Source organism: Microbacterium sp. 71-36 (assembly GCF_001898305.1).
Lineage (GTDB): Bacteria > Actinomycetota > Actinomycetes > Actinomycetales > Microbacteriaceae > Microbacterium.
Genome location: NZ_MKTP01000006.1, coordinates 124317 through 141957, shown reverse-complemented (window position 1 = coordinate 141957; position 17641 = coordinate 124317). Strand labels below are relative to the sequence as shown.

Annotated in this window: 18 protein-coding genes and 1 tRNA gene; 9 read left to right on the top strand and 10 right to left on the bottom strand. The window is 71.9% G+C overall.

Translation table 11 applies throughout. The features are described 5' to 3' along the window. Nucleotides 1–80: 80 nt before the first annotated feature. Together BGO45_RS14785 and BGO45_RS14780 are read right to left on the bottom strand one after the other, a co-directional pair. On the bottom strand, nucleotides 81–1145 hold the full coding sequence (locus tag BGO45_RS14785) for an SseB family protein (RefSeq protein WP_292695559.1): 1065 nt from the start codon (nucleotides 1143–1145) through the stop codon (nucleotides 81–83). 50 nt (nucleotides 1146–1195) lie between these two features. Beyond that, nucleotides 1196–3631, bottom strand: a complete 2436-nt coding sequence (locus tag BGO45_RS14780) for an ATP-dependent helicase (RefSeq protein ID WP_292695557.1) — start codon at nucleotides 3629–3631, stop codon at nucleotides 1196–1198. Between the two features lie 58 nt (nucleotides 3632–3689). Here BGO45_RS14780 and BGO45_RS14775 point away from each other — a divergent pair, with 58 nt between their 5' ends. Beyond that, a complete protein-coding gene (locus BGO45_RS14775; protein WP_292695554.1) occupies nucleotides 3690–4097 on the top strand; it encodes a YccF domain-containing protein in 408 nt (135 codons plus the stop codon). 3 nt (nucleotides 4098–4100) lie between these two features. Here the strand turns inward: BGO45_RS14775 and BGO45_RS14770 are convergent, their stop codons facing one another. Next, nucleotides 4101–5051 carry a hypothetical protein gene (locus BGO45_RS14770; protein WP_292695551.1) on the bottom strand — a complete coding sequence of 317 codons (951 nt, stop codon included), beginning with the start codon at nucleotides 5049–5051 and terminating at the stop codon, nucleotides 4101–4103. Between the two features lie 224 nt (nucleotides 5052–5275). Here BGO45_RS14770 and BGO45_RS14765 point away from each other — a divergent pair, with 224 nt between their 5' ends. The 4 genes from BGO45_RS14765 (at nucleotide 5276) to BGO45_RS14750 (ending at nucleotide 7644) form a co-directional block, all read left to right on the top strand. After that, complete coding sequence (locus BGO45_RS14765; RefSeq protein ID WP_292695549.1) at nucleotides 5276–6181, top strand: EamA family transporter; 906 nt, start codon at nucleotides 5276–5278, stop codon at nucleotides 6179–6181. Continuing rightward, on the top strand, nucleotides 6162–6842 hold the full coding sequence (locus BGO45_RS14760) for a GntR family transcriptional regulator (protein ID WP_292695546.1): 681 nt from the start codon (nucleotides 6162–6164) through the stop codon (nucleotides 6840–6842). Before BGO45_RS14765 ends, BGO45_RS14760 begins: the two co-directional genes overlap by 20 nt. A gap of 71 nt (nucleotides 6843–6913) precedes the next feature. Further along, nucleotides 6914–6989, top strand: a tRNA-Met gene (locus tag BGO45_RS14755). 139 nt (nucleotides 6990–7128) lie between these two features. Beyond that, nucleotides 7129–7644 (top strand): DUF1697 domain-containing protein, encoded by a 516-nt coding sequence (locus BGO45_RS14750; RefSeq protein ID WP_292695544.1) that lies wholly within the window; start codon nucleotides 7129–7131, stop codon nucleotides 7642–7644. Between the two features lie 68 nt (nucleotides 7645–7712). On the opposite strand, the gene BGO45_RS14745 is transcribed toward BGO45_RS14750, so the two are convergent. Then, nucleotides 7713–7997, bottom strand: a complete 285-nt coding sequence (locus BGO45_RS14745; RefSeq protein ID WP_292695543.1) for a hypothetical protein — start codon at nucleotides 7995–7997, stop codon at nucleotides 7713–7715. Between the two features lie 145 nt (nucleotides 7998–8142). Continuing rightward, entirely contained in the window at nucleotides 8143–8265 is a 123-nt protein-coding gene (gene ykgO, locus BGO45_RS14740; protein WP_292695541.1) for a type B 50S ribosomal protein L36, read from the bottom strand. A 78-nt stretch (nucleotides 8266–8343) separates the two neighbouring features. Here ykgO and BGO45_RS14735 point away from each other — a divergent pair, with 78 nt between their 5' ends. After that, a complete protein-coding gene (locus BGO45_RS14735; protein ID WP_292695539.1) occupies nucleotides 8344–9345 on the top strand; it encodes a GTP-binding protein in 1002 nt (333 codons plus the stop codon). Between the two features lie 58 nt (nucleotides 9346–9403). Further along, nucleotides 9404–9589: a hypothetical protein gene (locus BGO45_RS14730; RefSeq protein WP_292695537.1), complete on the top strand. Its 186-nt coding sequence runs from the start codon at nucleotides 9404–9406 to the stop codon at nucleotides 9587–9589. Between the two features lie 48 nt (nucleotides 9590–9637). On the opposite strand, the gene BGO45_RS14725 is transcribed toward BGO45_RS14730, so the two are convergent. The 4 genes from BGO45_RS14725 to BGO45_RS14710 are packed head-to-tail and all read right to left on the bottom strand — an operon-like array spanning nucleotide 9638 to nucleotide 13698. Continuing rightward, nucleotides 9638–10717: an ABC transporter permease gene (locus BGO45_RS14725; RefSeq protein ID WP_292695535.1), complete on the bottom strand. Its 1080-nt coding sequence runs from the start codon at nucleotides 10715–10717 to the stop codon at nucleotides 9638–9640. After that, the gene (locus BGO45_RS14720) at nucleotides 10714–11679 is read right to left on the bottom strand and encodes an ABC transporter ATP-binding protein (RefSeq protein ID WP_292695534.1); all 966 of its coding nucleotides are present in this window, start codon (nucleotides 11677–11679) and stop codon (nucleotides 10714–10716) included. Before BGO45_RS14720 ends, BGO45_RS14725 begins: the two co-directional genes overlap by 4 nt. Before the next feature lie 53 nt (nucleotides 11680–11732). Continuing rightward, nucleotides 11733–12662 (bottom strand): NAD(P)-binding protein, encoded by a 930-nt coding sequence (locus BGO45_RS14715; RefSeq protein ID WP_292695533.1) that lies wholly within the window; start codon nucleotides 12660–12662, stop codon nucleotides 11733–11735. A gap of 46 nt (nucleotides 12663–12708) precedes the next feature. Then, on the bottom strand, nucleotides 12709–13698 hold the full coding sequence (locus BGO45_RS14710) for a glycerophosphodiester phosphodiesterase family protein (protein ID WP_292695531.1): 990 nt from the start codon (nucleotides 13696–13698) through the stop codon (nucleotides 12709–12711). Between the two features lie 144 nt (nucleotides 13699–13842). Between BGO45_RS14710 and BGO45_RS14705 the strand changes: the two genes are divergently transcribed. After that, complete coding sequence (locus tag BGO45_RS14705; protein WP_292695528.1) at nucleotides 13843–14730, top strand: Bax inhibitor-1/YccA family protein; 888 nt, start codon at nucleotides 13843–13845, stop codon at nucleotides 14728–14730. Between the two features lie 214 nt (nucleotides 14731–14944). After that, nucleotides 14945–16168 (top strand): non-homologous end-joining DNA ligase, encoded by a 1224-nt coding sequence (gene ligD, locus BGO45_RS14700; RefSeq protein ID WP_292695525.1) that lies wholly within the window; start codon nucleotides 14945–14947, stop codon nucleotides 16166–16168. A 112-nt stretch (nucleotides 16169–16280) separates the two neighbouring features. On the opposite strand, the gene BGO45_RS14695 is transcribed toward ligD, so the two are convergent. Then, the gene (locus BGO45_RS14695) at nucleotides 16281–17627 is read right to left on the bottom strand and encodes a glycosyltransferase (RefSeq protein ID WP_292695523.1); all 1347 of its coding nucleotides are present in this window, start codon (nucleotides 17625–17627) and stop codon (nucleotides 16281–16283) included. Between the last annotated feature and the right edge of the window lie 14 nt (nucleotides 17628–17641).

Here is a 17641-nt window from a genome sequence, read left to right as displayed (position 1 = left end):
CGCCGGCGCCCAGCACACACAACCGGCCGGCGTGGCACCGCCGGGCTCACGACTCCGGAGCCCGGCACTCGGCCTGAGACCTACTCCGTGAGGGCGAGCACCCCGGCCAGGTCCTGGCGGTTCAGCCGGATCCAGGGCCCGGCGGGATCGACCAGCAGTCCGGTGAGCCCGTCATCACCGGCGAGCGCCTTCGCCAACTGCTCCTTCTGCAGCGGAACGGCCTGATCCCCGCGGCCGAGCGCCAGGAGCTCGAGGGGGTGCGAGAAGACCTCGAGGAACCGCTCGCCGGTCGCTGTGCGCGATTCGGCCACACCGACGGGTCCGCCCTCCTCGGGCTGAGCGACCGCGATCCACAGGGGCGCCCCCGCGAGGACGGCATCGACGATCGTGGATGCCGTCGACTCGGTGCGCTTCTCGCTGAGCGCGGTCTTGATCCGCAGCTCGGGGTCGGCCTCGGACACCATGCGCTCGAGGAGCGCCGTGGGAAGGACGGCGCGCGCGTCGCCCGACGAATGGTCGAGGACGACGCCGGCGTACGGTCCACCCAGCACGTGGCGCATCAGCGCCATGACGGGCTGACCCATCGCCGAGGTGTCGCGGTCGCCGTCGGCCTCGACGCTCTGGGTCAGGGCACGACCGCTGCTGTAGGCCAGCACGAGCTGTTCGTCGCCGCGCGTCGCGACGGCGAGCGGGAGGTCCTTGCCCTCGGCCAGGAGCGCACGGGCATCGCCCTTGACGCGCAGGAACACGTGGCCCTGCAGGAGCTGCCGCGCGATGTTGAGGAGCTGTGCGGGTTCGGGCTGTCCGGAGATCTCGGCGAGGGCGATCGACAGCAGCGCGTTGTCTCGCAAGCCGGGGATCGACTCGAGCCCCTCGGGCGCCTCCATCGGGCCCGGCTGACGCGCCGAGGGCCGCGCGGCGACCGGCGGCGTCGAGTCGGTGACGGGCGCCGCGTCGGTCGGGGCGCCGACGCCGCGGAACGACGACGTCGAGATGCTCACCTGCGGCACCGGAGTCGCGGGAGCCTCCGCCGAAGGGGCATCCGCGGGGTCGACGGGCTGCTCGCCCGGTTCGATCACGCCGTCGGGGCGGTCGGCCGACACATCATCGGAATCGGACTTCTTGCGGCGCGAGAAAAGAGCCATTGCTCGAGCCTATCCGGGGGCGGGCCTCGCCCGGCGTGTCGTCCGATGCCTCAGAGCTTCGAGATCGGCGCGATCTTGACGAGGAGCTTCTTCGCACCGACGGTGTCGAAGCGCACGTGCGCCACCCTCTTCGCCCCCTCGCCGGTGATGGCATCCACTCGGCCCTCGCCGAAGTCGTCGTGACGGATGCGGTCTCCGGCCGCCAACTCCATGTCGCCGTTGTCGCGGACCTTCGCGGGAATGCGGTTGGGGAATTTGCTCGGGTCGGCCGGCGCGCGCTTCGGCAGGGGCACGAGGTCGTCGCCGTAGCGGTTGCCCCCGCCGGCCTGGCCGGGGCGTCGGCCGCGGGCGTTCAGAGCGCGGGACTGCATGCCCCCGCGGCCGTTGACGTCGCCGGGCGACTGACGCCAGTCGATGAGGTCGGCGGGGATCTCCTGCAGGAATCGGCTGGGCATGGCGACGGTGACCTCGCCGAACTGCGCCCGCGTCATCGCGAGGGAGACGTGCAGGCGCTTGCGTGCGCGCGTGATGCCGACGTAGAACAGGCGCCGCTCCTCCTGCGGGCCGCCCGGTTCGCCGGCCGAGATGCGGTGCGGCAGCAGGTCTTCCTCGACGCCGGTGAGGAACACCGCGTCGTACTCGAGGCCCTTCGCGGTGTGCAGCGTCATCAGCGACACCGATCCCGACGCGTCGTCGAGGTCGTCGGCATCCGCAACGAGGGCGACCTCGGTGAGGAAGTCGATGATCGTGCCGTCGGGGTTGTTGCGCGCGAACTCGCGTGTCACCGCGACGAGTTCGTCGAGGTTCTCGAGCCGCGCCTCGTCCTGCGGGTCGCGGCTGGCGCGCAGCGCGTCGAAGTATCCGCTCTTGTTGAGCAGCAGGGTGAGCCCCTCGGTCACGGAGGTCGAGGGGGCGAGCTCACCGGATGCCGGGAGCATCACCGCCGTGGCCTCGCTGAGCACCGCATCGAGCTGGTCGATCGCCTTCTGCAGCTTGGGACCGACGCCCAGCTGCGCAGAGTTGGCGAGCGCGTCGCGGAACGTGATGTCGTGCTCGGCCGCGTAGCGCGCGATGGCCGTCTCGGTGACGTCCCCGATCCCCCGCCGGGGGCGGTTGAGGATGCGCCGCAGGGCCATGGAGTCGGCGGGGTTGGCGACCGCCACGAGGTAGGCCAGGGCGTCCTTGATCTCGGCGCGTTCGTAGAACTTCGTTCCGCCCATGATCTTGTAGGGCACCGCGGAGCGGATGAAGATCTCTTCCAGCGCACGGGACTGGGAGTTGGTGCGGTAGAACACCGCCATCTGCGAGTAGTCCGTGCCCTTGCGGTGCAGGGCTTCGATCTCGTCGGCGACGAACTGGGCCTCGTCGTGCTGCGAGTAGCCGGTGAACCCGATGATCGGGTCGCCGGCGCCCACGTCGGTCCACAGCTTCTTGTCTTTGCGGTCGAAGTTGTTCGAGATCACGGCGTTCGCGGCCGACAGGATGTTCTGCGTCGATCGGTAGTTCTGCTCGAGCAGAACGACCTTGGCACCCGGGTAGTCGCGCTCGAACTCGCTGATGTTGCGGATGTCGGCTCCGCGGAACGCGTAGATCGACTGGTCGGAGTCACCGACGACGGTGAGCGACGCGCCGCTCTCGGCGGACGGCTCGGCCTCGAAGATCATCATGCCGCCGCCGGCCGACATCGGCTCGGCGTCACTCCCGGGCGGCCGCGTCAGCTCGTGGATGAGGGCGTACTGGGCGTGATTGGTGTCCTGGTACTCGTCGACCAGGATGTGCCGGAACCGCTTCCGGTAGACGTCGGCGACCTGCGGGAACGCACGGAAGAGGTAGACCGTCTGCGCGATCAGGTCGTCGAAATCGAACGCGTTGGCGCGCTGCAGCTCCCGCTGGTAGGAGGCGAAGATCTCGATGAACACGCGCTCCGCGGGGTCGCTGGTGTTGGCTTGGCGCGCGTAGGACTCGGCATCCGCCAGCTCGTTCTTGAGCTTGGAGATGCGGCTCTGGGTCCCGGCGGGGGTGAGACCGAACGCATCACCCTCGTGCTCTTTGACGAGGCGCTTGATGAGCGCGCGGGAATCGCCCGAGTCGTAGATCGTGAACGCCTTCGTGAAACCGAACTGCTGCGCTTCACGCCGCAGAATGCGGACGCAGGCGGAGTGGAACGTCGAGATCCACATGCCGTCGGCGCGTTGCCCGATCAGGCTGTGGACGCGCTCGCGCATCTCGCCCGCGGCCTTGTTCGTGAAGGTGATCGCGAGGATCTGACTGGGGTAGGCCTCGCGCGTCCGAAGAAGCGAGGCGATGCGGCGCGTCAGGACGCTCGTCTTGCCCGACCCCGCCCCCGCGACGATGAGCAGTGCCTGCCCGCGGTAGGTGACGGCCTCGCGTTGCGGCCCGTTCAGCCCTTCGAGCAGGTCGGCGTCGGGGCGGGCGCCGGTGGGCGCGGAGCCGCCGACGATGAGGGGGGTGGAGGCGTCGGTCATGTCGCTGTCAAGTCTAGGCGGGGGCTCCGACACCGCGCCGTTCGGGGATCATGGACGCATGCGCCTGATCCTCAACATCCTGTGGCTCGTCCTCTCGGGGTTCTGGCTGTTCCTCGGCTACCTCGCGGCCGGGATCGTGCTGTGCATCCTGATCCTCACGATCCCCTGGGGCATCGCTTCGTTCCGCATCGGCCTGTACGCCCTGTGGCCCTTCGGCCGTGAGATCGTCGCGAAGCCGACCGCGGGCGTCGGGTCGTTCCTCGGCAACGTCGTGTGGGTGATCCTCGCGGGCTGGTGGCTGGCGCTCGGTCACATCGTCACCGGTCTCGCGCTGTGCATCACGATCATCGGCATCCCGCTGGGGATCGCGAACTTCAAGCTCGTGCCGGTATCCCTGATGCCGCTCGGGAAAGAGGTGCGCGAGATCCGACGCGGGGGTCCGTTCGACCGCACGCTCGTCGGCTGATCCTCAGGACGCGGCGGTTCGCCGACGCCGCTCGCCGGCACGGAGAGGCAGTGCGAGGACGACACCGGCCACGGTCATGAGCGTGGCGATGACGGCGGCGACCACGAGGGTCTCCGCGGGGAACTGCGTGTCGTAGAGACCCGTCATCCGCGCCAGGTGCCACGGCAGCACCCCGATCTGGCTGTTCCATCCGCGCAGCGCCTCCGTCGTGCCGATCGCCGCGGCGGTGGCCGTCGGCAGCGCGAATACGGCGCCCACGCCCGCCAGGGCGACGCCCGCGGCACGGCGCGGACCCAGCTGCGGCCCCAGCGACCACCCGGCGACGACGAACACCCAGCCGACGAGTCCGAGCACGATCGCGAGATACAGCACCCGCACGGCACCGATGCTCCACAGCACGTGCCACACGCCCTCCGCTCCGGAGAGCGAGATCGCCGCGAGCGTCGCGATGCAGCGCAAGACGAGCGCGCCGCCGACCGCGGCGATGATCGGCCACGGCGAGCGGGTGCCGAGCAGCAGCCGGACGGCGAGGGCGAACACGAGCCAACCGGCGACGGCGAGCACGACGCTGCCGAATCCGTCTCCGCGCGCCTGGACCACGCGCGTGGCCACGAGCAGCAGCCCCGGGACGAGGATCATGCACCATCGGTCCAGCGGCAGGACGCCGAGCGTCGACTCGCGCGCACGCCACGGCCGGGTCGACGCGATCCAGGTCGCGCGCGCGGCGGCGGCCCCCGGACGACCGACCAGCCGCGTGCGGGCGGCGAGCATGCCGATCACGACCCACGCCACGGCGAAGACCAGGAGGACGCGTGCGACCCACTCGGTCGCACCGTCGACCTCGATCGGCACCCGCGTGAACGGATCGACCAGGAGCGCGAGCACCACACCGATGATCAGGAGCGCCCCGGCGGTCGCGAGGGCCAGGATGCCTCGCCCCGCCGTCGTCGCCATGTATCCACGTTACCCGCCGCCGAGAGGCACTCCCGCCGCCGGCGGCACCGGGGCCGGGCGGGGGCGGCCCGGCCGGTCGGTGCGCCCTCACCCGGGCCGTGCGGCGGAGTCCGTCGCCGACTCGCCGACGGCGCGGCATCCACACCGGCGTGTCTAGGCAGGACTCCGCAGGACGGCACGGAACGGGGTGACGCTGGCCGCGCGGATTGTGTAACAATCCTTCCATGCTTCCGGCTCTCGCGGTCCTCGCCGCCGCGCTCTGCTTCGCCACGACCGGCACCGCGCAGGCCCTCGCCGGCGTCGCCGCCTCGCCCCTGGCCGTCGGCGCCGCGCGGATCGTGGTGGGCGGCGGCATCCTGGGTCTCGTCGCCCTGCTGCGGGCACGCCCACGCGTGCCGACCACCACCGCCCGCGGCCCCGCGGCGGCACTCATCGCGGTCGGCGCGGTGGGGGTACTGGCCTATCAACCGCTGTTCTTCCTCGGCACGCGCGAGAACGGCGTGGCGATCGGCACGGTGGTCGCCCTCGGCTCGGCGCCCATCGCGACGGGGATCGTGGATGCCATCCGCTCGCGCCGTCGACCGTCGGGCCGGTGGATGCTCGCGACCGCCGTCGCGCTCGCGGGGGTCGTCCTGGTCTCGGGAGTGACCGGCGGATCGGTCGCCCTGGCCCCGGGCGGACTCCTCGCCTCGGCGGGCGCGGGAATGTCGTACGCCCTCTATACGGTGTGCGGCAAGGCGCTGATCGAGAGGGGGTGGGATTCCACGCGCGTCATGGGCACGGTCTTCGGCACGGCCGCCCTGGCCAGTGTCCCGGTGCTGCTCGTCGCCGACGGGTCGTGGCTGTTCACACCGAACGGTCTCGCCCTCGCGCTCTGGCTCGGGATCGTCACCACCGCCGTGGCGTACCTGCTGTTCGGGTGGGGCCTGGCTCGCCTCACCGCCGTGACGGTGTCGACCCTGACGCTCGCCGAGCCGCTCGGCGCCACGATCCTCGGGCTCCTCGTGCTGCACGAACGACTCACCGCCGCGAGCGCGGCCGGCCTCGCGCTCATCGCGATCGGCCTCGCCGTCGTGTCCGCTCCGTCCCGTCGACGTGAGGAGGTTCGGGATGCCACGGCCTCGGCGTGACCCTCCGATGCTGCCGCCCGCGCGCGGCGACGCCCCCGGTCCGCGCACGGCGGACGTCGTCGCGGATGCCGTGCGCGGCGCGATCCTTTCCGGCGGACTCGCGCCCGGCACCCCGCTCCGCGAGGAGGAACTGAGCACGGCCCACGGCGTCTCGCGGCATACCGCCCGCACGGCCCTCGCGACGCTGACCGCCGAGCGCCTCGTCACCGCCGAGCCGTACCGCGGCGTCCGGGTGTCACTCCTCGACGACGCCGCCCTCATCGCCCTCCAACAGCTGCGGTGCGCCCTCGAGACCGAAGCGCTGCGGATCGTCCGCGAGCGCGGCATCCGTCCGCCCGACGTCGACGCCGCCCTCGACGCGCTGGCCGCCGCCGAGGCATCCGGCGACTGGCCCGCGACGCTCGACGCGCACGCCCGTGTGCATCGGGCACTCGTGGACGCTGCGGGGTCGCCGCGCATCGCCGAGGAGTACCGGCGCCTCGATTCGGAGATGCACCTGCTGCTCGCCCACGTCCGCCCCGCGTACGCTGACGGCGCGCTGACGACCGAGCACCGCGCGTATGTCGAGGCAGCCCTGGCCGATCCGGAGCACGAGGTCCGCGCGCATCTGGACCACTCGACCCGGGCGATCATCGAGGGTCGTCGGTCGCGCGGAGTGTGACGACACATCCCGTCACGCAGCGCAACGCCCGTTCGCGATGTCGCGACCCCGGGTTAGCGTTGGGGACACATCGCGGCGATCCGGGCGGTCCCGGGCCTCGGCTCATAACCGAAGGCGTGGCGGGTTCGACTCCCGCCGTCGCGTCCACTTCCTTCAGCGAGTTTCGGCCGCGTCTGACGCCGTGGTGGCGACTTCCTCGCCCGCCGCGGCCGGAAGCCCCCCGCGGCGACAGGTTTCCCCCGATGGGCGCACGGGATACCGACGACACCCGCGCTACCCTCCCCCCATGCGCCATGTCGCTTTCGTCCGGAACCTCAACCAGGGACAACGCGGGCACGTCACCACCGCGGAGCTCGTCGCGGCCTTCGTGGAGGCGGGATGCCACGACCCGGTGCCCTTCCAGAGCAACGGCACCGTGGTGTTCGAGGGCGACGCGGAGCGGGCGCAGGACGCCGCGCTCGCGCTGGCCGCTCACGCGGGCGTCGAACGCGAGGTCTTCACCCTGACGCTGGAGGAGGTCGGCGACATCGTCGCCGACCATGCACCGGCTCCCGACGCCGCCCGCCGCGAACTGACCCTCCACGCGGGGAATCGGATCGTCCTGGATGCGACGGCTCAGGCCGAAGCCGGACGACGCCGCTGCGTCCTGCTCGACACCGGTGTCGGATGGGTCGTGTCGCTGAACGCGCGCGACCGCGAATCGAACGCCACGCCGGTACTGGAAAGACTCACCGGAGCCCCTGCCACCTCACGGGGGTTGCCCACGCTGATACGCCTGGTCGCGAGCCTCGCGGAGACGTAGAGAAGGCCCGCCCTCCCCGGTGGGGAAGAGCGGGCCGCGGTCGGCGCCCGACGGGGCGCCGGCACGTCTCAGTGCTCGTCGTAGTGGTCGGCGTGCGCCGCATGGCGGTGGCCGTCGTGGACGTAGTCCACGTGGTCGTCGTGCGCGACGGCCTCGTGGCCGCAGGCGTCTCCGTGGGCGTGGTCGTCGGGGCCGTGCTCGGCCTTCGACTCGTGATCGCCGTGGAGCGCGTGGTGGTGCGTCCCGTGCACGTAGTCGACGTGGTCGCCGTGCTCGATCTTCTGGTGGCCGCAGTCGTCGCCGTGCGCGTGCTCGTCGACGGAGTGCTCCGCGTGCGTCTCGGTGGCGCTCATTGCTCGTTCCCCCGCTCGTTCGGTTCTTGGACGTGGGCGATCGCATCGAGCACGACGTGCGCGACGTGCTGGTCGGCGAGGGCGTATCGGATCTCTTTGCCCTCCCGCTCCGAAGTGACGAGCCCGGCCTGGCGCCTCGTTCGCGTTATCCCTGGCGCCCCTTCCCGCGGGGGTTCAGCTTGTTGATGACGAACACGCGCCCGCGGCGACGGACGACCTGTGCACCGGGCTGACTCTTCAGCGACTTGAGCGAGTTGCGGACCTTCATGGCATCCTCCTGTTGATAACTGTTCTCAATAACAAGATAGGCTGTCCTCCGATTCCCGACAAACGAGAGGCGGATGCCGTGGAGACGACGATCGTGACGATGGGGGTGTGCGCCCCCGAACGACAGGCGTACGCCGAACGCGCCGCCACCGCCCTCGTCCGCCCCCTGCACCTGCTGCGGTACCGCGATCTCCGCGCCGCGCACGCCCTCCCCCACCCTCGGCCCCGCAGCGACCACGAGCGAGTGGTCGTCGATCTCGGCACCGACGTCGATCTGCTCCACGCGATCGCCGCACGCGGCGGGATCGACGTCGAAGCCGTGTGCGTCGTGGACGCCCGGCACATGATCGGAGACCTCCTCGATGAGGCGCCCCTCGTGGCCTCCACCGTTCCCGGGGACTCACGCGGCGACGTCGGCGCCCGCGCCCGCCAGGCGGCCCTCGCGCTCGAACTCGCGACACGGATCGTCTGGGTCAACTGGGAGGCGGTGCCGACCGCCGCCCTGGCGGTGCAGATGGCGCTCGCGTCGCACCTCAACCCCGGAGCGACGCTTCGCCTCGCCCGCGACCCCCACGCCGACCTGTCCGCCGGGGCCCCGCGCGCGGACGAGACCGAGGTCCTCGAGCGGGCCGGCTGGGTCCGCGCGCTCAACGACGAGCACGACCCGTACATGCGCGACAACCGCGTCAGCACGCTGCGCTACGACCAGGTGCGCCCCTTCCATCCCGCGCGACTGCAGCACGCCCTCGACCGCCTCGACGACGGCGCCGCCGGACGCCTGGTCCGCTCGGCGGGGTTCTGCCGCGTGGCGTCGCGGCCCGGCATCCTGGCGCGCTGGGAGCACGTGGGATCGGCGATGTGGATCGAACCGATCGGCACCGACGACGGTCGCATGGGGCTCGGGCAGGAGATCGCCTTCACCGGACTCGATCTCTCCGCACCGCGACTGAGGCACGTGCTCGACCGCGCCGCGCTCACCGACGACGAGCTCGCCGCCGGCCCCGACGCGTGGGTCGCGTTCGACGACCCCCTGCCGGCCTGGCCGACCGTCGACCTGACCATCCCGGATGCCACCGAGTGACGAGATCCGTCCTGTCAAGCCACTCGCCGCCTCCGCCCCCACGGGGCACCGTGGCCGGATGAGCACACCTGATCTGCCCTCGCGCCACGCCGACGATGCCCGCGCCGACAGCGCCGCCCCCACGGATGCCGTCACCGACGACGTTCGCGAGGATGCCGCCGAAGCCGAAGAGGGCGTCGACCTCGACGACCACACCGGCGACGCCGACGACCCCGGCTTCCCGGCCGCCGAGGGCCACGCCTGACACCAGTACCGGAGGGAGAACGCACCGCCGGAACAGGGCCGACGCGACTCAGGCGATACGCGTCCCCGGGGGCAGCCGCTTCGCCGGGGTCCGGGTGCGGGCGATCCCCCACGCGAGGAGACCCCCGGCGAGCACGAGCTGCAGGAAGAGGCCCACGAACCAGCTGGGCACCGTTCCCGCGATCCGGTCCTCCGTCGACGGACCCTGGAGTGTCACGTTGGCGCAGTAGTCGTACGACTGCGCCACGTCGGGAGCGAGCTGCGCCAGGCGCACGCCCGTCGCGATCTGCGAGAACAGGTCGGACGGGTTGCCGTACTGGTCGTACGTCGGCGGGGTCGCATCGGCGAGGATCACGAACGGGTTCGCCGCCAGCACCCCCCACACCCGGTCGAACCGAGGAACCTCGCTCGTGTACGTCGAGGTGGTGCACCCGATCTCGTCCGGACGCGGGCACTCGGTCGCGTCGTTCTCCATGTACGGGTCGCATCCGGCGGGGACGGCGCTCCAGTTCAGGTCGCGCGTGGTGATCGTCTGCTCGGTCCGCAGCGCCGTCCCGCCGAGCCCGAACGCGATCAGCGTCCCCAGGGTCAGCGCGGCCACCAGCAGGTAGGTCGTCGCCACGGAGAAGACCGGGCGCGCCACGATCGCGCTGACCCCGACCCCGATCGCCGCCACGACTCCGACCTCGAGAACCAGGATGCCGAGAGACGAGGCGATCACCGCGGGGTTGAGCTCGCCGACGAACGTCGCGATGACGAGGAACGGCAGCGCGACGACGAGGAAGGCGAGCCCCGAGATCCACGCCGCGAGGAACTTGCCCAGCACGATCTCCGTCGTCGTGACCAGTGTCACCTGCACGGGCGCGAGAGTCGCGGCATCCCGGTCGCCGTTGACGGCGCTGCCGCTCAGGGTCGGCGACACTAGGAGGACGAGCAGCAGGACGAACATGATGACGAGCGAGTAGAACCAGCCGTTGCCGCCGGTGCTCAGCGAGAACGACGAGAACGACAGGGTCAGCAGCGCCAGCAGGATGACCGCGAAGATGCCGAGCAGCACGTACCAGCCCACCGACCGCACACGCTGACGCAGGTCGATTCCGATGACGGTTCCGAGGCGACGGGCGTTCATTCGGGGCTCCCCTCGGCGGCTGCGCCTCTCCGGAGGTCGAGGAATGCGTGTTCGAGGTCGCCGACCGCGGGGGCGTACTCGACGACCGGGATCCCGGCTCCCACGAGCGCCCGGAGTCCCGCGACCGCGGCGGGCTCGTCGGCGAACGGGACGAGCAGGTCACGGCGATCGACGCCCACGTCCTCGGGCGCGCGTCCGAGAGCCGCCGCCACGGCGTCGCGGTCGGCGGTCGTTCCCCGAGAGGCATCCGCCGCCAGTCGCACCCGCCAGACGCGGACGCGGGTCGTCGCGGCGGCCACACGGTCGCGACCGACGGTACGTCCGTCGAGCAGGAAGACGGCGTCGTCGACGACCTCCTCCAACTCCGAGAGGACGTGGCTGGAGATCAGGATCGTGCGCCCCTCGTCGGCGAGGCGCCGCAGCAGCACGCGCAGATCGATGCGCGCCTGCGGGTCGAGGCCCGACGCCGGCTCGTCCAGCAGCAGAACCTGCGGCTCGTGGACGAGGGCGCGCGCGAGCGCCAGACGTTGCTTCTGCCCCCGCGAGAGCACGCGGGCGGCCGAGCCCGCGAGCGGGACGAGGTCGACGAGCTCGAGCAGCCGGTCCGCGCGCTCCCGGGCCTCGGCACGGGAGAGGTCGTACAGCTGGGCCGTGGCGACCAGCACCTCGCGCGCGGTCAGCGTCGGCCACGCGCCCAGGGAATCCGGCATCCACCCGAGCAATCGGCGCGCACGGGCGGGGTCGGCGACGGGGTCGACCCCGGCGATGCGCACGTCTCCCTGGTCGGGTCGGAGGAGCGACGCCAGCATGAGCAGCAGCGTCGTCTTGCCCGAACCGTTGGGGCCGACGAGCCCCGTCACCCGGCCCGGTTCGGCGGTGAAGGTCACCTCCGCCACCGCTGTCACGGCGCCGAACGCCCGTTTCACCCGCACTGCTTCGATGCCCGCGCCCCCTGCGTCCATTCCCCCACCCTACGGGCGCACGCCGACATGCCCCCCGGTTTCCGGGCCGTGGTTCAGGATCCGGCGAGCGCACGGCCGAGCGCCTCGCCCGACGCCCACGCCGTGCGGACGGCGGCCGCCTCGCCCCACGCGTCCCCGCACAACGACAGCCCGGGAGTCCGGAGGAACGGCTCGCCCGTGGGCCGCGCGGGGCGCGCGAAGGTCCAGCGGTGCGCTCGAACCGAGTCGGGCTCGGCGCCGATTCCCAGAAGCCGTCGTGTGGCCGCCACGACCGCGGGGATCGCGTCGTCCGGCGCATCGAGGTGGCGCCGTGCGGCGTCGCCGGTCGAATGCACGACGAGCACCGGCGCCGCGTCGCCGCGACGGTCGCCGTCGTCGGCGAGGAACGCGATGTCCGGATCTCCGTTCACGAACGCCCCGTGCAGGTCGACGGGCCAGCGCCGTTCGTCCCACCGCAGCACGACCGCGATGACCGGCTCCCACTCCTGCGGGGCGACCGGGATGCCATGCCCCAGGCGCCGCGCCTGCGGTTCGGGCATCGCGAGCACCACCTCACCGGCATCCTGATCGTCCACGCGGAAGGGAGCGGCGCGCGTGACCTCGCGCCCCGACTCGACGTCGATACCGTCGGCGAGGTCGAGGACCAGCGCGCGCGACCCGGCCGGCGCCGCCCAGCGCAGCGGCCCGGTCTTGCGCGTCTCCGCTCCGTCGGCGTCGAACGACGAGAACGTGTCGGTCCACGGGCGGGCGACGCCGCGGGACTCCCAGTCCGCGACGAGGCCCGTGAATCCGGCGTCCTCGCCCACGACGAAGTAAGAGGCGCCGAGATCCACCGCGCGTCCCTCGACCGTCCGACTCGCCAGCCGCCCGCCGGGCCGACGCCCGCGATCGATCACGCGCACCGATCCCCCGGCATCCCTCACCGCCCGAGCGCACGCGAACCCCGAGATCCCCCCGCCGACCACCGTCACGTCCACCGTCATCCCGCCATCCTCTCCGTGGGAGCGAGCCGCGCGCCGGGGCTTGCGTCTAGGCGCGGAAGAACGGCACACCCAGGTCGGGGTGATCCACGAAGACGCCGTCCAGCCCCGCGGCGCGCAGCACCGCCCACTCCCGCTCGTAGTCGCCGAAGGCCGCCGGCCCGCCGGCGCGGCGGAAAGCCGGCAACAGGAATCGGTTCTCGGGACGACACGTCCACGTGAACACCCGCAGCCCGCGCGCGTGCGCGTCGGCGACGAACCGGGCGGGGCCGTGCACCCGGCCCCATCGGTCGGGCGCGAGGATCAGCCGTTTGTCGGGGCTGATGCCGTCGACCGCGTCGGCGAGGGCATCCAGACCCGCCGGGGTGAGCATCGACGCGTAGGACGCCGCCCGTGCGCCGTCCCGGTGCCGGAGGTCGGCGGGCGCACCGCTCGCCTCCACGAGCTGCACGAGGGGCACTCGGATGCCGCGTTCGCGGAGCCGCCGCAGGACGAGCGGTTCGAACGACTCGATGACGAGCGCCAGGTCATCCCACCAGGCCGCCTCGCGGAGCTCCCGCTCCACGAGTTCGGCCATGTCGAACCCCGCGCGCCCGAAGAACGCCGCGTGCTTGACCTCGAGCACCACGCCGACGCCCCCGGCCCGTGCGAGATCGAGCACGTCGCGCAGACTCAGCACGGGATCGAGGTCGTCGTGCGCCGCGCTCCCCGGGCGCACGTCCGGGATCCGCTCCCGACAGCGGAGCGTCTGGAGCTCCGCCCAGGTGAAGTCCTCGGTGAACCACCCTTCCCGCCGCTCTCCGTCGACGACCGCACTGCGTCGGCGGGACGCGAACTCCGAACGGGTCGACACATCGGTGGTCGCGGCGATCTCGTTCTCATGACGGACGACGAGAACTCCGTCCTTCGTGGGCACGACGTCCGGCTCGACGGCATCCACCCCGGCGGCGATGGCCCGCTGGTACGACGAACGGGAGTGCTCGGGGAGATACCCCGGAGCTCCGCGGTGGCCGATGATCAGAGGGCGCTCGACAGGCACCGGCCCAGGCTATCCGGCGCGCTGTCAGGGGTCGCTCGCTCATAGCAGAATCCCAGTCCGTCCCGGGATTCTCGCGGCATCCTCGGCTAGTGTTGGTCTACAGCACGGTGCTGTGATCATCAGCAATTTGGAGTGTGAGTCCCTGTGGCCCTCAACAACCCGGCCTTCAACAACCCGGCGTTCCAGGACCCTCGTGGCGGAGCCCAGACCCGTTACAGCCCCCCGCCCGCCGAGTCGATGACCGCTGCCGCTGCGGCCGCTGAGACGGCGAACATCGAGGGCATGTACGCGGCCCCGTCGGCGGGCGCGGTTCAGACCGACCGGATGACGGTCGAAGACACCGTCTTCAAGACCCTCGGCCTCTTCGCCGTCCTCGTCGTCACCGCGGTGGTCGGCTGGATCTGGACGATGAGCACCGTCACGGTCGCCAACCCCTCGCCGAACGTCCTGCCGATGGTCATCGGCGGTCTCGTGGGCTTCGTGCTCGCGATGGTCGCGACGTTCAAGAAGAAGCCCTCCGTGCCGGTCTTCATCGCCTATGCGGCGTTCGAGGGCCTGTTCATCGGTGGCATCTCGTCGTTCTTCGAGTTCATCTACCCCGGCATCGTGGTGCAGGCGACCCTCGCGACCCTCTCGGTCGTCGGTGTGACGCTCGCGCTCTTCGCCAGCGGCAAGATCCGCGCCTCGGCTCGCGCCACCAAGATCTTCCTGATCGCGATGGTCGGCTACCTGGTGTTCAGCCTCGTCAACCTCGGCCTGATGCTCTTCAACGTGCCCCTCGCCGGCGGCGCGTTCGGCCTCCGCAGCTCCATCGAGATCTTCGGCATCCCGCTCGGTGTCATCATCGGCGTCTTCGTGGTCATCATGGCCGCGTACTCGCTGGTGCTCGACTTCGACCAGATCCAGCGCGGCGTCCGCAACGGCGCCCCCCGTGTCTACGGCTGGGTCGGCGCGTTCGGCATCATGGTCACCGTCGTGTGGCTGTACGTCGAGATCCTGCGCATCCTCGCGATCCTTCGCGGCAACAACTGACGCACCGTTTCACACGGAGGGCCGTCCCGTTCGGGGCGGCCCTCCGTCGTTGCGCGGCGCGTGGCGCGCCCGCCGCCGTGGTCGAGTGTCCAAGACGCGCCGACGCGCGCCGCCGGCATCCGCGTGTCTTGAACACTCACCGCCGCGACGAGCGCCACTCCCTCGCCCGCGCAAGGGAGTCCCGCCCCGGATGCCGCGGGACTAGCCTCGCGCCATGAGCCCCGCCAAGACGCCCCCGACGGTCCTCGACGTCGACGGCCACGAGGTCCGCGTCACCAGCCCCGACCGCGTCGTGTTCCCGGAGCCCGGCCTCACGAAGCTCGACCTCGCGCGCTACTACCTCGCCGTCGCCGAGGGAGCACTGCGCGGAGCGGCCGGTCGCCCCATGGTGCTCAAGCGTTTCGCGAAGGGCCTCGACCAGGAGCCGTTCTTCCAGAAACGCGTTCCCGAGAATCACCCCGATTTCATCGACACCGCGACGCTCCGCTACGCCTCGGGCACGTCCGCCGAGGAGACGGTGATCCGAGACGCCGCGGGTCTCGCCTGGATCGTGAACCTCGGATGCCTCGACCTGAACCCGCATCCGGTGCGCGCCGAAGACCTCGACCATCCGGACGAGTTGCGCATCGATCTCGACCCCATGCCCGGTGTCGAGTGGACGCAGATCGTCGACGTCGCCTTCACCGCCCGTGACGTCCTCACCGACCACGGCCTGGTCGGGTGGCCGAAGACGTCGGGATCCCGCGGGCTGCACATCCTCGTGCGGATTCGTCCGGAGTGGGAGTACCCCGACGTGCGGCTGGCCGCGGAGACGCTCGCCCGCGAGGTCGAGGAGCGCGCACCCGGTCTCGCGACGGCGCGGTGGTGGAAGGAGGAGCGCGGCGAGAGCGTGTTCGTCGACTTCAACCAGAACGCGAAGGACCGCACCGTGGCATCCGCGTACTCCATCCGCCCGCTTCCCGACGCGCGCGTGTCGACCCCGCTCACGTGGGACGAGCTCCGCCACCGCCGCCCGGAGGAGTTCACGGTGCTCACGGTGCCCGAGCGCTTCGCCGCGATCGGCGACCCGCACGCCGGCATCGACGCCGCCGCGGGATCGCTGGACGGCCTGCTCGCCCTGGCCGAGCGGATGGGTCCCGCCGACAAGCCGCCCCGGGGGTCGGACGGCTCGGGGCGCCGCGCGTCGACCATGCCCCTCATCGAGGTCGCCCGCACGAAGACCAAGCCCGAGGCGCTCGACGCCCTCGAGCAGTGGAAGGCGCGGCATCCGGAGACGGCGGCGGCCCTGCATCCCGCCGATGTGATGCTCGACGGCATGCGCGGGTCGAGTTCGCTCTGGTACCGGGTGCGCATCAACCTGCAGCATGTCCCGGATGCCATCCGCCCCCCGCAGGAGTCCCTGATCGCCGACTACGACCCCTGGGCCGGCCGGTCCTGACGCCGCTCCGCCCCAGGTTCAGTGTCCAAGACACGCGGACCGGGCGCGACAGCGTCCGCGTGTCTTGGACACTGAAACGTGAAGGGCCCCGAGCTGCGGCCCCACCTCGGGGCTACCGCCGCGTCGGGCGGGACAGCGCCTCGGCAGCCACCGCCGCGAGCGTCTCCATCGCGCGCGCGGGGCTCAGCGCCGTCGCCCCCACCCGCGCCTCCGCCGAGAGCCGCTGCCGCAACGCCGCGTCGCGCAGCACCCGCACCAGCGCCTCGGCGAGCGCGTCCTCATCGCCGTCCGGCACGAGGATGCCGCCGCCGTCCGCGAGCATGTCGCGGGGGCCGTAGCGGATGTCGTACGCCACAACGGGAACGCCGTGCGCGAGGGCCTCGGCGAGCGCGAGCCCCTGCCCCTCGAACGCCGAGGTCGTGAGGTACACCGCCGCCGAGTCGAGGACCGCACCCGGATCCAGGGTCAGCCCCGGCAGCGACACCACGTCGCCGAGCCCGAGCTCGGCGACGAGCGTCTCGAGCGCCTCGCGTCCGGGGCCCGCTCCCCACAGCTCGAGCCGGGCGCCGGGGACGTCCTCGGCCACCCGCGCGAACGCCCGGATCGCGTGGTCCAGTCGCTTGCCCGGCGCCAGACGCCCGAGCACGACGACGGGTCCATCCGGCGCGTACTCGACCGCCTCGGGCATCGGGATGCCGTGCGGCGCCACGACGTCCACCCGGTCGTCGCCGAAGCGCGCCCGCACGTCGGCGTGCTGCCAGGGCGTCGGCCAGAGGATGGCGTCGAAGCGGGGCGCCACGGCGAGCCACCGCTCCCACAGCGCGTTGACCGGCGCATCGGCCGTGAACGGCGGCTCGAGGTGAATGGTGTGGACGGTGTGCAGGATCCGCACGCCCGGGTCGCCCCAGTCGACGACGAGTTCCCCGAGCTGCCGCGACTCGCAGATCAGCACGACGGGACGGTCGATCTCCGCGCGGAGTCCTCCGACGACGTGCGCGAGCCACGCACGGTACAGCGCTCCGAAGCCGTCGACGACCCCGATGGCATCCCCGGCCGCGTTCCGCACGACGATCGGCGCCGTGGAGAGGTGCCAGTGCGGGTCGACGACGTTCGGCAGGTCCACCGCTCCCCCCGCGACGCTCCGGTACTCCAGCGTGGGGTCCGCCTCGCCCGGCCGGGCGGCCGCTCGCAGCCACTCCGCGGCCCCGCCGTCGGGTCCGACCGCTTCGTCGAAGAGGTTCCGGAACACCTCGGATGTCTCGGCCGCCCCGCGCCGCACGAACTCCGCGCGATGTTCGGCGTGCGCCTCTGCCGTGCCGGGATCGACGGTGAGCATCAACGTCGGGGCACCGGCATCCGCCATCTGCCGCGCGCGCGCGAGGGTCGAGATCGTGTACCCGCCGTCGAGGTCGGGGATGAGCCGGCTCGAGAGGATCAGGTACCACGCGTCCGGGAACATGCCCCCATCCTCCC

What these genes read in the sequence shown, in the direction of transcription:
- BGO45_RS14785 (WP_292695559.1), bottom strand. Translation starts at nt 1,145, where the DNA reads ATGGCTCTTTTCTCGCGCCGCAAGAAGTCCGATTCCGATGATGTGTCG.
- BGO45_RS14780 (WP_292695557.1), bottom strand. Translation starts at nt 3,631, where the DNA reads ATGACCGACGCCTCCACCCCCCTCATCGTCGGCGGCTCCGCGCCCACC.
- BGO45_RS14775 (WP_292695554.1), top strand. Translation starts at nt 3,690, where the DNA reads ATGCGCCTGATCCTCAACATCCTGTGGCTCGTCCTCTCGGGGTTCTGG.
- BGO45_RS14770 (WP_292695551.1), bottom strand. Translation starts at nt 5,051, where the DNA reads ATGGCGACGACGGCGGGGCGAGGCATCCTGGCCCTCGCGACCGCCGGG.
- BGO45_RS14765 (WP_292695549.1), top strand. Translation starts at nt 5,276, where the DNA reads ATGCTTCCGGCTCTCGCGGTCCTCGCCGCCGCGCTCTGCTTCGCCACG.
- BGO45_RS14760 (WP_292695546.1), top strand. Translation starts at nt 6,162, where the DNA reads ATGCCACGGCCTCGGCGTGACCCTCCGATGCTGCCGCCCGCGCGCGGC.
- BGO45_RS14750 (WP_292695544.1), top strand. Translation starts at nt 7,129, where the DNA reads ATGCGCCATGTCGCTTTCGTCCGGAACCTCAACCAGGGACAACGCGGG.
- BGO45_RS14745 (WP_292695543.1), bottom strand. Translation starts at nt 7,997, where the DNA reads ATGAGCGCCACCGAGACGCACGCGGAGCACTCCGTCGACGAGCACGCG.
- ykgO (WP_292695541.1), bottom strand. Translation starts at nt 8,265, where the DNA reads ATGAAGGTCCGCAACTCGCTCAAGTCGCTGAAGAGTCAGCCCGGTGCA.
- BGO45_RS14730 (WP_292695537.1), top strand. Translation starts at nt 9,404, where the DNA reads ATGAGCACACCTGATCTGCCCTCGCGCCACGCCGACGATGCCCGCGCC.
- BGO45_RS14725 (WP_292695535.1), bottom strand. Translation starts at nt 10,717, where the DNA reads ATGAACGCCCGTCGCCTCGGAACCGTCATCGGAATCGACCTGCGTCAG.
- BGO45_RS14720 (WP_292695534.1), bottom strand. Translation starts at nt 11,679, where the DNA reads ATGGACGCAGGGGGCGCGGGCATCGAAGCAGTGCGGGTGAAACGGGCG.
- BGO45_RS14715 (WP_292695533.1), bottom strand. Translation starts at nt 12,662, where the DNA reads ATGACGGTGGACGTGACGGTGGTCGGCGGGGGGATCTCGGGGTTCGCG.
- ligD (WP_292695525.1), top strand. Translation starts at nt 14,945, where the DNA reads ATGAGCCCCGCCAAGACGCCCCCGACGGTCCTCGACGTCGACGGCCAC.
- BGO45_RS14695 (WP_292695523.1), bottom strand. Translation starts at nt 17,627, where the DNA reads ATGTTCCCGGACGCGTGGTACCTGATCCTCTCGAGCCGGCTCATCCCC.